Here is a 15,243-nt window from a genome sequence, read left to right on the forward strand (position 1 = left end):
ATTTTCCCTTACAAGCAACTATGTAGCCGCAAAGTATTTCTTTACCTTTGGCAACCTATTATTACTAACATCTAAATTGACTTCATGAGAAAATTTCTCTTTACATGCACACTCACTGCCTTGATTTTTTCAAATCAGGTAGCTAAAGCACAATTAAATTGTGCCAACGATTCTACCGGTTTGATTCCGATTACTGATTTAGGTACCGACTTTTACGAAGGCACCTGGCAGGGCGGTTTATACCAGGGTGGTGTTAATACACCTCCAACCGGACATTTAAATAAAGGAATTGGTATCGTTAAAAAATTAAAACCATTAGATACCCTCGGCGTTGTGAATTACTCAACCGGTAAAATTGTATTAGCCGGTTTTGGTGCTTCTACAGTTGGTGGTCCTTTTAATCACATGATTTTACTCATGAAAGATTACGCTGACTTAAACCCATGTATGAAAGCAGTAAATGCTGCAAATGGTTCTGATGGTATTACTGCCATGACAATTGGTAATGATGAATATTGGGATTATATCCGCGATTTTAAATTAGCAGAAAAAGATTTAACACCTATTCAGGTTCAGGTTGGCTGGTTAATGCATAGTTCACGCATTGATTCAAATGGTTCTGAAATAAACGGGTATGTAGATACTTTGGTAAAAAGATTTACAGTTGCATTAAATGCAATGCAATATTATTATCCGAATTTAAAATTAGTTTATGTAAGTGGATTCCCTTACGGCGGATATGCAGACCCAACAAAAGCGTTATATCACGTAATTAAAGAACCATCAAGTTATCACCATAATTTTGCTGTAAAAGAATTAATCAGACGCCAGATTTCCGGTGATCCAACATTAAAATATAAGGAACCGGGTAAACAGGTGCCGTATTTAATTTGGGGTCCACCACTTTGGGCTGATGGAAAAAACCCACGTGAGTACGATGGTTTAACCTGGAATTGTGAAGCTGAATTTGCAATTGATGGCGGTGGATACCACTTAACCAATGAAGGCAAAGATAAACTCGCAAATATTTTATTAAACTTTTTCCGCACCGATACATTAAGCGAAAGTTGGTTTATGGATGGTCCTAAATGGGCTAGTTGCGGCGGTGGTCGTTACGCAGACGGTAGTGTTATTTTACCTGAAGAAGCAGTAATAACTAAAGAAGATATTACGGTTTTCCCTAACCCTTCAACAGGTGTATTTTATGTAGATTTTGATGAAGTGTTAACAGCACCTATTCAAATTAAAGTTGTAAATCAAATTGGCGAAGTGGTATTAAGTGAATCATATGGTTCATCACAACCGTTTTCTTTTTATCAGTTTAATTTAACAGGAAAACCGGCCGGCATATATTATTTTGAAGTGCTGATTGGTGACAAACCGTTTACACAATCAATTGTATTAAATTAAAAAATAAATCGACAGGTACATGCCTGTAAACATTAAAATTATTGCAAAAAGGATAAGTGTTTTATCGCTTATCCTTTTTCATTTTACCGTTAAAGCACAATTAAATTGTGAAAACGATACTTCGTTGCTGATTCCTATTGTTGATTTACAAACAGATAGTTATTTAGGTTTTCAAGGTGGATTGTATCCCGATGGAAGTAATACCATACCTGTTGCCCACGCCGATTCAGGTTTAGCAATTGCACAGGCTATAATGCCAATTAATTTTGATGGAGAAATTGATACCACTTATGGTAAAGTAGTCATGGTGGGTTTAGGAAATGGTTCTGCCGGAAAATCATTTAATAAATTTCTTGGCGCTTTTTATGAAGATATTAATACCGATTCGTGTGTGCGTTTATTAAATGCATGTATGGAAAATTATAGTTTGCATGATATGATTGCGCCTGATGCCGATGATGTTTATTGGAAAGATGTAAATGATTTTTTTCAGACTGCAGATTTGAAAAAGAAACAAGTTGCCGCTGTTTGGTTACAGGCCGTTGCTTTTGAAGATACTTTTTTTACTGCAGCACAATATGTTGACACGCTTACCAATACTTATGTTGAAGTAATTCGAAAATTAAAAGACCAGTTTATTAATTTAAAACTGATATATATTACCGGCCTGCAATATGGTGGTTATAGCGATACACTTGGTGTGCACATTAACGCCTACGCCGAACCGGCTCCATATTTTAATGATTTTGCAATTAAAGCAGCCATTCAAAAACAAATTGAAGGCGACACTTTACTTGCGTATAGCGGTGTAGAAGCACCTGCAGCCTGGGTTGCCTGGGGTCCGAATATTTGGGCTGATGGAAGAAACTTAAGGGCTTACGACAATTTGCGCTGGTTATGTCCGGGCGATTACGATGCCGGTCAGGACGGGTTTTTATTATCAGGAAGCGGACAACAAAAAGTTGCTGATAAATTGGTTGCATTTTTTACAACTGAACCAACCGTAACACCTTGGATTTACGGATTACCTTATGATTGTTTTACAGAAATTGAAGACGAAGTTGATCCGGAAGAAAATGATTCATTAAATGTTCCCGATGATGCCATTATATGGATTTCTCCAAACCCGGTAAAAGGTGTTTTAAAATTTGTAATAAATCTGGAAACAGATGAAAAAGCAGATATTTATATTTTTAATACACTGGGTCAAAATATTATTGATGGTGCATTTTATAAAATAGCACCGCGGCACGAATTTTCAATTAAACTCACTGAAAATGCACGTGGTATTTATATCCTTTCTGTTTTTGTTGAAGGAAGAGTGTATAATAAATTATTTTACCTGGATAATTAGCAATGTATTTATTCCGACTTAAAACTATCCCAACCCTGAGCCTGTATTTTAAACAGGTTATCATTTTTGGTTTTTAAGAATATTCCATTTCCTGCAGGAACTATTTTACCTATCACCGAAACATTTTCCATAGCAGCAATTGCGGCAGCATGTTTTGGATTTACGGTGAACAACAATTCATAATCTTCACCACCATTCATAGCACAAACAGTAGGGTCCATATTAAATTTTAATGCCTGTTCGTACGATTCGGTATGTATCGGAATTTCAGTTTCATAAATTACGGCACCACAACTACTTTGTTTGCAGATATGCATAATTTCTGAAGAGAGGCCGTCAGAAATATCAATCATTGATGTAGGTATAATTGCTTTTTCTTTAAGTGCTTCAACAATATCTTTTCGTGCTTCCGGTTTTAAAAAACGGCCAACAATATGTCTTTTGTTTTCGAGGTCAGGTTGTATTTCAGGATTTTCTAAAAATATTTTTTTCTCGCGTTCCAATAATTGTAAACCTAAAAATGCGCCACCTAAATCGCCACTCACACATATCAGATCTTCTTCTTTTGCACCATTTCTGTAGCTCAATTCATCTTCAACGCCTTCACCAATTGCCGTAACAGAAATAATTAATCCTTTTAAACTGGTTGTTGTATCACCACCCACTAAATCTACTTTATAATAATTGCAGGCGTGATAAATTCCTTCGTATAATTCCTCCAACGCTTCCACCGAAAAACGATTTGAAATGGCAATGGATACCGTAACCTGTTTTGGCTCGGCATTCATGGCTAAAATGTCGCTCACATTTACTGCTATACATTTGTAACCTAAATGCTGTAGCGGCGTATACATCATATCAAAATGAACACCTTCAACCAGCATATCAGTTGTAACAACAGTAAGTTTATTTGCATTGTCTATTACCGCTGCATCATCGCCAATCCCTTTTAAACTTGCAGCATTATTCAATTCAAAATTTTTTGTAAGATGTTCAATCAGTTTAAATTCGCCTAAACTGGCTATTTCGGTCCTGTTTATATTGTCGTTCATCAGAAATTATTTTTGTTGAAATAAAGTACAAAATTGCACAAAGATTTAACAATATCTGCCACAGGTTGTTATCTTAGTGACTATAATTGCGTTATAAACCTAAATTTTAAAGTAGTATGGCCGTAGAAAGAACAATTCATAGTCCGCTCGCAACTTTTTACAAATGGGAAAAGGCCCAAACCGACAGGTTGTACCTCCGCCAGCCAATTAATGGCGTTTGGCAAAACTATACCTGGGGCGAATGCGGCGATCAGGTGCGCAGAATGGCAGCTTACTTAAAATCACTTAACTACCCGCCGGGCAGCCGAATAGCAATACTATCTAAAAATTGTGTGCACTGGATGCTCAGCGACTTTGCTATCTGGATGGCTGGATACGTTTCTGTGCCGATGTACCCGAATATGTCGCCCAACACCGTTCGCCAGATTTTGGAACATAGCGAAAGCAAAATGTTATTTGTAGGAAAACTCGACGACTGGTCGTATTTAAAACCCGGTGTGCCTGAAAACTTACCCTGTGTAGCTTATCCTTTTTATGGTATCACAGAGTATAAAAACTGGGATGAAATAATAAAAAATAATGCACCAATTAAAGAAAATTTGGATCATCCGATTCAGAATCTTTGCACAATAATGTACACCAGCGGAACAACCGGTGTGCCCAAAGGTGTAATGCATACATTTTACAATTTTGCCTTTGCTGCCGAATATGCATTTCCTGAATTGAAAGTAGATAATACAGCAGTATTTTTTTCTTATTTACCAATGTGTCATATTGCGGAGCGACTATTGATTGAAATGGGTAGTTTATATACAGGAGGTCAGGTGTCGTTTGCAGAAAGTTTGGAAACATTCCCTAAAAATTTACAGGAAACAAGTCCGACTTTATTTTTAGCAGTGCCTCGTATATGGACAAAATTCCAGGAGAAAATTTTGGAAAAAATGCCACAGGAGAAATTAAATCGTTTATTAAAAATTCCTATCGTAAAAAATATTGTACGTAAAAAAATCAGATCAGCTTTAGGCTTATCGAAAGCCCAACAATGTTTTTCAGGAGCGGCGCCAATTTCAGTTGATACCATTAACTGGTTTTGGAAATTAGGTATTAAAATTCAGCAGGCTTATGCCATGACCGAAGATTGTTGTTACAGTCATACCAATTATATTGACCGCAACAGAATCGGAACTGTTGGATTACGTTTTCCGCATGTAGATGTAAAAATCAGCGAGCAAGGTGAGATTCTGATTAAACATCCAGCAATGATGAAAGGATATTATAAAGAAGAAACACTTACTAAAGAAGTATTTGATGAAAACGGCTATTTTAAAACAGGTGACAAAGGTGATGTAGATGCAGATGGATATTTGAAAATTACCGGGCGTGTAAAAGAATTATTTAAAACAAGTAAAGGAAAATATGTAGCACCAATGCCGATTGAAATGAAACTTTCGGCTAATACAGATATTGGTCAGGGCTTGGTTATAGGATATGCATTGCCTCAACCAATGGCACTGGTTACTTTATCGGAAAATGGTAAAAAGAAATCGAAAGCTGACCTGGAAGCCGGGCTTGAACAAACGCTTAAATCGGTAAATGGTATGCTTGATTCATTTGAAAAACTGGAAAAAATAGTTGTGATGCAAAATGAATGGACCATCGAAAATAATTTGCTTACACCTTCGTTAAAAATTAAACGTAATGAAGTTGAAAAATTATTCCAGGACAATTATGAAAAATGGTTCGATCTGAAAGAAACAATTGTTTGGCAATAAGTTATGATTGGTCGGCTGCTATTAATTATTTGGTTGCTGTCGTTTGCATTGCTAATCTATTTCATCTATCCCGTTGTTTGGCCTAAAAGAAATCCTGAAACAGGTTTAAATAAACTTGTTGTTATTAAAAAATACGATGGATTTGCAACCATTCAAAATGGATATATTGGTAGTATTTCAGGTACAACTGAATATCATAAATCCGAAATAATCTTGCAAAATAATTCCGGTGTAAAACTTAGTGGATTGGAATCTAAAAGTGAGCGATTTTTTATTACCGGATATCCGGTAGATATTAAAACAATAAATAACATCAATTATCCTGTATTTGCTGTTAACACCTGGAAACCGCTAAGTTATGTTACAGTGAAAGAAAAAGGCGTAATGGAGTTTTTTTATATAATAAATAATGTTGTGTTGATTGCACTTTCGGTTTTATTCCTGTTTAAAACTGCCAGCACTGAAATTCCAAAATTCTGAATCGTTCAACCGCGGCTTGTAAAGTTGTTAATTTTTATTCCCTTTCGTTAATCTCTCTTAACATTAACATTCCTTAAAGGTTACACCTCTTACTTTAGCCATTACTTAATTAATCTGTTATGCGCAATTACCTGTTATCAGCCCTTACATTATTCAGTTTAACTGCTTTTGCGGCAGATCCTGCTACACAAAATTATACCGCAACCATCGACCTTACAACCGTAGAAAACGATCGGGTGAAGGTGGAAATTAATGTGCCTTCAGTAAGCAGTGAAACAATAATTTATAATGTGCCGAAAATTGTTCCCGGTACATATTCCATTTATGACTTCGGAAGATTTGTTGCCGATTTTAAAGCATATGATACAAATGGCAAAGCATTAAAAACCGAACCTGTTGATGTTAACCGGTATAAAATATTTAATGCAACTACACTGAGTAAAATTGAATATTGGATAGATGATACTTATGATATGTCGCAAGATAATCCTGTATTTGAACCTGCAGGAACAAATATAGCTGCTGATAATTTTATGATTAACACTTTCGGATTTATTGGATATCTGGAAGGTATGAAAGAAAATGATTATGAACTGGTTATTAAAAAACCGGAAGGTTATTATGGTTCAACACCATTAAAGGCAAAAAGTATTTCGCAAGACATTGATAAATATAGTTTAGATAATTACGATCATCTTGCCGATTCACCATTAATGTATGCTATTGCGGATACTGCAACAGTGATGGTAGGAAATGCACGCGTTTTAATCGGAATTTATTCTCCTAACAAAATAATTACAGCACGCGAAATAATGGATAATGTGAGTGAAATTTTAAAAGCGCAGGGGAAATATTTAGGCGGAAAATTGCCCGTAGATAAATATGCGTTTATTTTATATTTTACCGATACGGCAGGTGTAAGTGGTGGCATGGGTGCTTTGGAACACAAAAACTCCAGTGTGTATTTTTTACCTGAAATGCCAATCGCCGATATTGCTCCTATGTTACGTGATGTATGTGCACATGAATTTTTTCATATTGTAACACCGCTGGCTATTCATAGTTTTGAAATTGCAGACTTCAATTTTATTGAACCAAAAATGAGCAGACATTTGTGGTTGTATGAAGGTCAGACAGAATATGCTGCTCACCATGCACAGGTTAAGGCAGGATTAATTTCTTATGAAGAATTTATTTCCCGCATGCAGGGAAAAATTGAAACTTCAACAAACTATTATAATGATACTTTACCTTTTACTACTATGAGTTTGGGTTGTTTAGATGTTTATAAAGAGCAATATGGCAATGTGTATCAGAAAGGGGCATTAATTAATATGTGTTTAGATATTGAATTGAGAAGATTAAGTAACGGCGCTTATGGCACCCAGGATTTAATGCGTGATTTAGGTAAAGAATACGGCGCAAATAAAGCGTTTGATGATGCAGAATTATTTGATAAAATTGCGGCGCTTACTTATCCGGAAATACGAGCATTTTTTACTAAATATGTAGAAGGTAATACACCGATACCTTATGAAACATATTTTGCAGAAGCAGGAATTACACTTTCGCCTCCTGCAACTATGAAGGTAATTACATTGGGTAATATTGCATTAAATTATGATTTCCGTCCTGAAGAAAATACGATTATAATTAGTGATCTTGAAGGCAGCAATGCTTTTGCAAAAGATATGGGTTATCAGGTTGGTGACAGAATGATAAGTATCAACGGAAAAAATTTAACAAGTGGTGATTCTGACGGTGTAATTGAAAAATGGAAAACAACCGCTAAACCCGGATCAAAAGTAAAAATGGTAGTAGCACGAAAACAGGCGGACGGAACTACGAAGCTGGTAAAATTAAAAGGACATGCTATGCAAATTGAAGTGCCCGCGCCACGTAACTTTTCGATAGATACAAATGCTACACCGCAACAGGTTAAATTGCGTAAAGCCTGGTTAGGATAATAGTTTCATTTCTGGCAGTAATAGATTAAGTTTAGAAGGTTGTCGTATTAAATTAATACATATAACCTTCTATTTTTTATTGTGGTTTATCCATACATAATTCCACTAGTACACCATTGGTAGTTTTTGGATGTAAAAAACAAATTAATTTATTATCTGCTCCCGGTAAAGGTTCTGCATTTAATAATTGAAAACCGGCAGCTTCAAGACGATGCATTTCTGCATAAATATCATCAACAGCATAAGCAATATGATGAACACCTTCTCCACGTTTTTCGATAAATTTTGCAATTGCTGAATTATCATTACTTGATTCCAATAATTCGATTTTGGTTTCTCCCATCATAAAAAATGCTGTTTTAACGCCTTCACGCTCCACAGCTTCAATTTTATAATGTTCCTTGCCGAATAATTTTGCGAATAACGTATTTGATGCCTCCAGATTTTTTACGGCAATACCAATATGTTCTATCTTTTTCATAACGAATGGTGTTTCTGCAAACTTAGTCAGCACGCCCGCACTATTCAAATTATACCGGGAAGATTTTAGTCACCTTTTGGGTTGCTGTAGCACGGTGAGGTAACTGCCCGGCTCAGCATGAACATCCCCCCCCAAAAAAACAAAAACACCCCTAATGCAGGCGGCTAAGGATGTTGGGGCCGATTTTTTCCCAAGTTTAGAACTTTTTTATTAACTTTGTGTTTTAGAATTAGTCTAAATAGTAAAATATGCTCAAACTTCCAATATACCTTGACAACAGCGCTACAACGCCTGCAGACCCTCGTGTGGTTGATACCATGATCCCTTACTTTTATGAGCATTTTGGTAATGCAGCCAGTCGCAGCCACCCTTTTGGCTGGGAGGCTGAAGATGCAGTTGACCAGGCTAGAGAGCGAATTGGTAAGTTAATTGGCGCAACCGACAAAGAAATTATCATTACCTCAGGCGCTACTGAAGCGGATAACCTGGCTATTAAAGGGGTTTATGATATGTATAGCCGCAAGGGCAATCATATTGTAACTGTTACTACAGAGCATAAAGCAGTATTGGATACCTGTAAACACCTTGAAAAACAAGGCGCTCAGATTACCTATCTGCAAACCGATAACGAAGGAAATATTAACTTAAATGAGCTGGAAAGTGTAGTTACCGACAAAACTATTATGGTAGCGGTAATGTATGCTAACAATGAAATTGGCACAATTGCACCGATTCGTCAGATTGCAGATATTGCACATAAAAAAGGTGCATTAATGTTTTCGGATGCAACACAGGCGGCTGGAAAAATAAGTATTGATGTTGACCGTGATGGTATTGATTTAATGGCATTTACGGCACATAAAATGTACGGACCAAAAGGCGTTGGTGCTTTATATGTGCGTAGAAAAAATCCGCGTGTAAAAGTAACCGCACAAATGGACGGCGGCGGACATGAACGTGGAATGCGCAGTGGAACTTTAAATGTTCCCGGTATTGTAGGTTTTGGAAAAGCTGCTGAACTGGCGATGCTTGAAATGGAAGCTGATGCAGCACGTTTAAGTGTTATGCGCGACCGTTTAGAAAGTGAATTATGCAAAATTGAAGAGTCATATGTAAACGGAAATCGCAAAAGCCGTTTGCCACATATTACCAACGTTTCATTTAAATATGTTGAAGGTGAAGGTTTGATGATGGCATTTAATCAAAACATTGCAGTAAGCTCCGGAAGTGCCTGTACCAGTGCATCTCTGGAACCTAGTTATGTATTAAAAGCATTAGGATTAGGCGACGATTTAGCGCATTCAAGTATTCGTTTTTCATTAGGTCGTTTTACTACCGATGAACAAATTCAATACACGATTGACCATGTTACCACTGCAGTAAACAAATTGCGTGATATGAGTCCGTTATGGGAAATGTTTAAACAAGGTATCGATTTGAGCACTATTGAATGGGCGGCTCATTAATTAAACTGAAAAGGAAATAGCTAAATAAATTGAATTAATTTTTATAATCAAATGTTATAATAACAGGCATTTGAAATTTTAAAAGGAAAACAACTAATTATGGCATACTCAAAAAAAGTATTGGAACATTACGAGAATCCACAAAATGTGGGCACGCTCGATAGCAAAAAAAATGAAGTGGGAACAGGTTTAGTTGGTGCTCCTGAATGTGGGGACGTAATGCGCTTACAAATTGAAGTTGACCCTACAACACAAAAAATAGTAGATGCTAAATTCAAAACATTTGGTTGCGGAAGTGCTATTGCATCTTCATCAGTTGCTACCGAATGGTTAAAAGGTAAAACTATTGATGAGGCGTTAACAATAGATAATATGGACATTGTTGAAGAATTGGCTTTACCTCCGGTTAAAATTCACTGTTCTGTATTAGCAGAAGATGCCATTAAAGCAGCCATTCAGGATTATCGCAAAAAAAATGGTATGCCTGAGTTGCAGTTGGAAGAAAAAATTGTGCACTAAAATTCCATAAAGGAACAGTTTATTAACACTATGCTGAACCTTAAAATTTAAGTTTATGATTTTTATATCAGAATACGCAAAAGAGAAAGTAGACGAACTGAAATCGCAAGCCGGATTAGGCACTGATTATTTCATCAGAATCAGCGTGGTAGGCGGTGGTTGCTCAGGTTTGAGCTATAAAATGGACTTTGATAACGAACCAAAACCGGGTGATCAGGAGTTTGAAGATCGCGGCGAAAAATTGGTTACCGACCTCAAAAGTTTCCTCTATTTGTGTGATACAACACTCGATTATTCGGACGGATTAAACGGCAAAGGCTTTCAATTTGTAAATCCTAACGCAAGCAGAACTTGCGGATGTGGAGAAAGTTTTGCAGTTTAGTAACATCTTTTCTTTTCATACTTGAACTTTAAACCTTCCGGGCGCAAGCCATGGGAGGTTTTTTTTGCCCCTTTTTTATGAAAATGATGGTATTTTGTCCCTAAAAAATGCATTGTATCTTGTTGATATTCAACAAATTACAATTTTACTTCACATAAATTACCTGTAGCTACATACAATTTTTCCCCTTTTAGGCTTGGAAGCAGCATTATTCTGTTTTTTTTTAGCCCGCGGGATACAATCACCTTTACATTGCCATTAAAATCGTGATGGCAAATTTTTACTTAACGCTAACAAATTGATTGTATGTTAACAAACAAACTACTTACTGCTGTTCGCAAAACTGTTTTGATGGTTTTACTGACAGCCTCTTTCGCTGCTGCAGGCGATGCACAAAATGTATTATGGAAAAACCGATTCAACGGTGCAGGCGATAATTCTGACCGATATAACCAGGCAGTAGCTGATGGGGCAGGAAATTATTATCTAACAGGTTATACTATTAATCCCGGAACCGGAAAAGATTTTCTGACCGTGAAATTAAATTCATCGGGAGATACAGTATGGACCAGAAAATATAATTACACAGCAGGATTTGATGATGAAGCAAATTTTATTGCAATTGATGGTTTGGGAAATATCACTGTTACCGGATATTCTGATGGTGGTTCAACTTCTACTAAAAATGATATTTTAACAATGCAATATAGTGCAGCAGGTAATTTATTATGGAGCGTACGATATAATTATACTATTTCAAATGAAGATGAATTTCCTGCATCCATGCAAATAGATGCATCAAATAATATTTTTATTACAGGAAGAAGTGATCACGATGCAGGGAATATTGATGATATGGTTACCATAAAATATAATGCTTCAGGTGTTGAACAATGGGTTGCAAGATATGATGGTGGATTAACTGACAGAGCAGCAGGAGTTGCTGTAAATAATACCGGCGGATGCATAGTTACAGGAAGAACAGATAATGGTGTAAGTGAAGATATTATTACAGTAAGTTATAATAGTGTTGGTGCAACTGACTGGAATGTAACATACGGTGCTGCAGGTGACGATAGGGGACAAGCGATTGCCAGAGATGGCAGTGGCAATATATATGTTGGCGGAATTAAAGCCAATGCCAGCAACGACGATTTTGTTACTATTAAATATAATAACACCGGTGTGCAACAATGGGCACAGGTAGTTAATGGTGGAGATAACGACAGATTAACAACATTAAAAATTGATGCCACTGCAAATGTTTATGTAACAGGACAAACTGATATTGATTTAGGTGGAAATACAGATTATAATTTCAGAACAATAAAATATAATACTGCAGGCGTACAACAATGGAGTGTTATTACAGGCAACCCTGTAAATCAGGAAGATATACCTTCTGATATTTATATAGATGCAACAGGCAATGTTTATGTTACCGGAAAAAGTGATGCTGCAGGTGGGGGTACTGTTAATTATGAATTTATGACTGCAAAATATAATGCAACAGGTGTGGTACAATGGTTAAAATATTATGATGGCACTGTTGCAAATTCAGAAGATATACCGCAACCATTTTAACTGATGCTGCAGGTAATGTTTGGATAGCAGGAAGTGTAAATTATACAGCAACACAAAAAGATGCTGTTTTTGTAAAATATACAAGCGCAGGTGTATTTCAAATTGCAAAACAATTTAACGGAAAAGGTGACTTTAATGATAAAGCAAGAGCAATAGCCGTTGATGCAACAAATAATATGTATGTAACGGGTTACACGTTAAGTGCAGGTAAACAACGTGATATTTTAGTGCAAAAAGTAAATTCGGCAGGCACAACAGTATGGACCAAAACTGTGGATGGTACAAATGAAAATGATGAGGGGTTAGCAATAACTACCGACGCGGCAGGCAATGTTTATGTTGCAGGTTATAGCAATGGTTCAGGTACATTTGATGATGGTATGTTGCTAAAATTTAATAGTGCAGGTGCTTTACAATTTAATATCGTATATAATTATGCTGCAAGTCAGTTAGATAAATTTGTTTCAGTAGCAGTTTCTGCAACAGGCGATATTTATGTTACTGGATATAGCGACGCTGATGTAAATCCGATCACAACAAATTATGATATTATTACACTTAAATATAATGCGCTGGGTTTATTACAATGGGTAACACGATATGCAGGTGCAGGTGGCGGTGATGATAAAGCTAATAAAATTGTTTTGGCAGGAAATGCATTATATGTAACAGGTTATGTTTCAAATGGTACTAACAATGATATTGTAACATTAAAATATAATACTGCAGGTACATTAGTTAATCAAAATATTGTAGCCGGTGCAGGTGCAGGCGAAGATGAAGGGGAAGATTTATTTGTTTTAGGTAATGCCGTTTACGTAACCGGAGCAGAATTTGTAACCGGTAATTTAGGCGATTATGTTACCATAAAATACGATACTACATTAACTCAACTCTGGAAAAAAACATATAACGGAACTGCTGATGCTGACGACCGTGGTTATGGTGTTTCTGCAACGGCAACAGATGTTTATGTAACCGGAAGAAGTGCAGGTGTTGGTTCGGCAAATGATTTGGCATTAATTAGATATAATGCTTCGACAGGTGCTCAAAATTGGGCAAAAAGATATACCGGTGCAGGTGCTTTTGATGATGAAGGTTATAGTGTAGTGAATGATGCTTCAGGCAATATTTATACTGCAGGTGTTACAGGAAATGCCACAACGGTTTCAGATTATATCGCATTAAATTATAATACAGCCGGAACAAAATTATTAACCCTGAAATATAATGGAACCGGAAATAGTGAAGATGTAGGTAAACAAGCGATTTTAGATAATAATGGTTATTTGTATATAACAGGTTACAGTGCAGGTACGGGGAATACAAATGCTGATTTTTCAACTGTAAAATATTGTACGCCATTGCCGGATGCTGCTATAACAGCTGCCGGTGCAACGACGATTTGTGTTGGCGACAGTGTAGCATTAAATGCAAATACCGGAGCAGGATTAACTTATCAGTGGAACAAAGGTGCAGCGAATATTGCAGGTGCAACCGGTTCAACTTTTTATGCTAAAACTTCAGGTGCTTACAAAGTAACTGTATTTAATACCAATGGTTGTAATAAAACCTCTAATACAATTAATGTAACAGCAATAATTTGTAAGCAGGATGGTCAACCGGAGGCAGGATTACATGCCGACATTATGCCAAATCCATTTACAAACGCTACTGATTTATTTATCGGTAACCTGAATGAAGATGCGCAATTAATGATTGTAGATGTTACAGGGAAAATTGTTTACACTTCATCCATTGCAGCGGGTACCGAATCGGTTTCAATTGGTGACAATTTGGCGGCAGGTGCGTATTCAGTGGTTATTTCAACTGCAACTTGTGTTAAATCAATTCAACTGATAAAAGTTAATTAATCAAGATAAATAAATGTTTTAGTTGGTTTTAGTTTTTATAATCGCAACACCTGTTTTTATTTATATCAAAGATTGAATTATAACAGGTTTGCGATTATTTGAAAAATAAAGAAATGAGAAAAATATTTGTAATAAGTTGGTTAGTTATTATGAGCGCATTGGGTATGCGTTTGTCGGCCCAAAATTGGGAAATGTGGACGGGTGTTGGCGCGGATTTTTCGTTAGGTGAAAAATTTACACTTGAAACAAAAGAATTAAATTCGTTTCAGCCTGATGATAATATGGCATTTAATTTTGCACAGATAGGATTAGGGCTTAATTACAAAATCAATTCAGATTTTTCAATTGAGGGTGGTGATCAGTTAAATATTATTCCATCAAGCAGCAGGACTCCACGTAATCGTGTATATTTCAGAGGTACCTATACTTGGCGGTTCAGCGATGTGTTAAAATCTACACATGCATTGCAATTTGAATTGCACGGAGCAAATGAAATTAGATATGATGAACGTATTATTCTGATAAACGGAATTAGTACACGTAATCGGTATACGCCTATTAACATTCGACCATCATTATCATACTGGTTGTATTATAATATCGGTGGCGACCCGGTTCAATATTATGATGAAGTTGGAAATAAAACTGTAAAACAAGCAGCAAATGGTTTTCACAGAGGTCGTTTATACTTTAGTTTAAACTCAAAGCTGTCTGACCATTTTAACATGAGTGTTTATGTAATGCATCAAGATGAGTTTAATTTATTCACTTCTGCTGAACACGAAATAAATGTTGTAAGCCCTAACACCGGAAATATTGCCCGCGATTTTAATGAATATAATGTAATTGGTCTTTCACTAAACTTTGATATTGGAAATTAATATGGAATCTTTAAAAGAAAT

General features: G+C 36.2%; 13 protein-coding genes. 11 read left to right on the forward strand and 2 right to left on the reverse strand.

The genetic code is table 11. The features are described 5' to 3' along the window. The first annotated feature begins 84 nt into the window (after nucleotides 1–84). Both IPI65_10600 and IPI65_10605 read left to right on the forward strand, forming a co-directional pair. Nucleotides 85–1,410 carry a T9SS type A sorting domain-containing protein gene (locus IPI65_10600; GenBank protein ID MBK7441963.1) on the forward strand — a complete coding sequence of 442 codons (1,326 nt, stop codon included), beginning with the start codon at nucleotides 85–87 and terminating at the stop codon, nucleotides 1,408–1,410. A gap of 19 nt (nucleotides 1,411–1,429) precedes the next feature. After that, nucleotides 1,430–2,764 carry a T9SS type A sorting domain-containing protein gene (locus IPI65_10605; protein MBK7441964.1) on the forward strand — a complete coding sequence of 445 codons (1,335 nt, stop codon included), beginning with the start codon at nucleotides 1,430–1,432 and terminating at the stop codon, nucleotides 2,762–2,764. An 8-nt stretch (nucleotides 2,765–2,772) separates the two neighbouring features. Here the strand turns inward: IPI65_10605 and thiL are convergent, their stop codons facing one another. After that, nucleotides 2,773–3,816, reverse strand: a complete 1,044-nt coding sequence (gene thiL / locus IPI65_10610; GenBank protein MBK7441965.1) for a thiamine-phosphate kinase — start codon at nucleotides 3,814–3,816, stop codon at nucleotides 2,773–2,775. 116 nt (nucleotides 3,817–3,932) lie between these two features. Between thiL and IPI65_10615 the strand changes: the two genes are divergently transcribed. From IPI65_10615 to IPI65_10625, 3 genes are all read left to right on the forward strand, one after another. Then, nucleotides 3,933–5,588, forward strand: coding sequence for an AMP-binding protein (locus IPI65_10615; GenBank protein ID MBK7441966.1), 1,656 nt, complete (start codon nucleotides 3,933–3,935; stop codon nucleotides 5,586–5,588). A 33-nt stretch (nucleotides 5,589–5,621) separates the two neighbouring features. Then, the gene (locus IPI65_10620; GenBank protein ID MBK7441967.1) at nucleotides 5,622–6,068 is read left to right on the forward strand and encodes a hypothetical protein; all 447 of its coding nucleotides are present in this window, start codon (nucleotides 5,622–5,624) and stop codon (nucleotides 6,066–6,068) included. 119 nt (nucleotides 6,069–6,187) lie between these two features. Beyond that, nucleotides 6,188–8,035 (forward strand): peptidase M61, encoded by a 1,848-nt coding sequence (locus tag IPI65_10625; GenBank protein MBK7441968.1) that lies wholly within the window; start codon nucleotides 6,188–6,190, stop codon nucleotides 8,033–8,035. Between the two features lie 76 nt (nucleotides 8,036–8,111). Here IPI65_10625 and mce read toward each other — a convergent pair whose 3' ends face one another. Continuing rightward, nucleotides 8,112–8,516 (reverse strand): methylmalonyl-CoA epimerase, encoded by a 405-nt coding sequence (gene mce / locus IPI65_10630; GenBank protein ID MBK7441969.1) that lies wholly within the window; start codon nucleotides 8,514–8,516, stop codon nucleotides 8,112–8,114. A 248-nt stretch (nucleotides 8,517–8,764) separates the two neighbouring features. Between mce and IPI65_10635 the strand changes: the two genes are divergently transcribed. From IPI65_10635 to IPI65_10660, 6 genes are all read left to right on the forward strand, one after another. Next, a complete protein-coding gene (locus IPI65_10635; GenBank protein MBK7441970.1) occupies nucleotides 8,765–9,982 on the forward strand; it encodes an IscS subfamily cysteine desulfurase in 1,218 nt (405 codons plus the stop codon). Nucleotides 9,983–10,081: 99 nt separating this feature from the next. Then, complete coding sequence (gene iscU / locus IPI65_10640; protein MBK7441971.1) at nucleotides 10,082–10,501, forward strand: Fe-S cluster assembly scaffold IscU; 420 nt, start codon at nucleotides 10,082–10,084, stop codon at nucleotides 10,499–10,501. 55 nt (nucleotides 10,502–10,556) lie between these two features. Continuing rightward, complete coding sequence (locus tag IPI65_10645; GenBank protein MBK7441972.1) at nucleotides 10,557–10,883, forward strand: iron-sulfur cluster assembly accessory protein; 327 nt, start codon at nucleotides 10,557–10,559, stop codon at nucleotides 10,881–10,883. Between the two features lie 306 nt (nucleotides 10,884–11,189). Next, nucleotides 11,190–12,467: a hypothetical protein gene (locus IPI65_10650; GenBank protein ID MBK7441973.1), complete on the forward strand. Its 1,278-nt coding sequence runs from the start codon at nucleotides 11,190–11,192 to the stop codon at nucleotides 12,465–12,467. Nucleotides 12,468–12,643: 176 nt separating this feature from the next. Continuing rightward, a complete protein-coding gene (locus tag IPI65_10655) occupies nucleotides 12,644–14,341 on the forward strand; it encodes a T9SS type A sorting domain-containing protein (GenBank protein ID MBK7441974.1) in 1,698 nt (565 codons plus the stop codon). 113 nt (nucleotides 14,342–14,454) lie between these two features. Continuing rightward, complete coding sequence (locus IPI65_10660) at nucleotides 14,455–15,222, forward strand: DUF2490 domain-containing protein (GenBank protein ID MBK7441975.1); 768 nt, start codon at nucleotides 14,455–14,457, stop codon at nucleotides 15,220–15,222. Nucleotides 15,223–15,243 lie beyond the last annotated feature (21 nt).

The organism is Bacteroidota bacterium, assembly GCA_016706255.1.
Classification (GTDB): Bacteria; Bacteroidota; Bacteroidia; order Chitinophagales; family BACL12; genus UBA7236.

Bases quoted from the DNA above. Each gene is read 5' to 3' on its own strand.
- IPI65_10660 (MBK7441975.1), top strand. From the start codon at position 14,455: ATGAGAAAAATATTTGTAATAAGTTGGTTAGTTATTATGAGCGCATTG.
- thiL (MBK7441965.1), bottom strand. From the start codon at position 3,816: ATGAACGACAATATAAACAGGACCGAAATAGCCAGTTTAGGCGAATTT.
- IPI65_10650 (MBK7441973.1), top strand. From the start codon at position 11,190: ATGTTAACAAACAAACTACTTACTGCTGTTCGCAAAACTGTTTTGATG.
- IPI65_10635 (MBK7441970.1), top strand. From the start codon at position 8,765: ATGCTCAAACTTCCAATATACCTTGACAACAGCGCTACAACGCCTGCA.
- IPI65_10605 (MBK7441964.1), top strand. From the start codon at position 1,430: ATGCCTGTAAACATTAAAATTATTGCAAAAAGGATAAGTGTTTTATCG.
- IPI65_10625 (MBK7441968.1), top strand. From the start codon at position 6,188: ATGCGCAATTACCTGTTATCAGCCCTTACATTATTCAGTTTAACTGCT.
- iscU (MBK7441971.1), top strand. From the start codon at position 10,082: ATGGCATACTCAAAAAAAGTATTGGAACATTACGAGAATCCACAAAAT.
- IPI65_10655 (MBK7441974.1), top strand. From the start codon at position 12,644: ATGTATGTAACGGGTTACACGTTAAGTGCAGGTAAACAACGTGATATT.
- IPI65_10645 (MBK7441972.1), top strand. From the start codon at position 10,557: ATGATTTTTATATCAGAATACGCAAAAGAGAAAGTAGACGAACTGAAA.
- IPI65_10600 (MBK7441963.1), top strand. From the start codon at position 85: ATGAGAAAATTTCTCTTTACATGCACACTCACTGCCTTGATTTTTTCA.
- IPI65_10615 (MBK7441966.1), top strand. From the start codon at position 3,933: ATGGCCGTAGAAAGAACAATTCATAGTCCGCTCGCAACTTTTTACAAA.
- mce (MBK7441969.1), bottom strand. From the start codon at position 8,516: ATGAAAAAGATAGAACATATTGGTATTGCCGTAAAAAATCTGGAGGCA.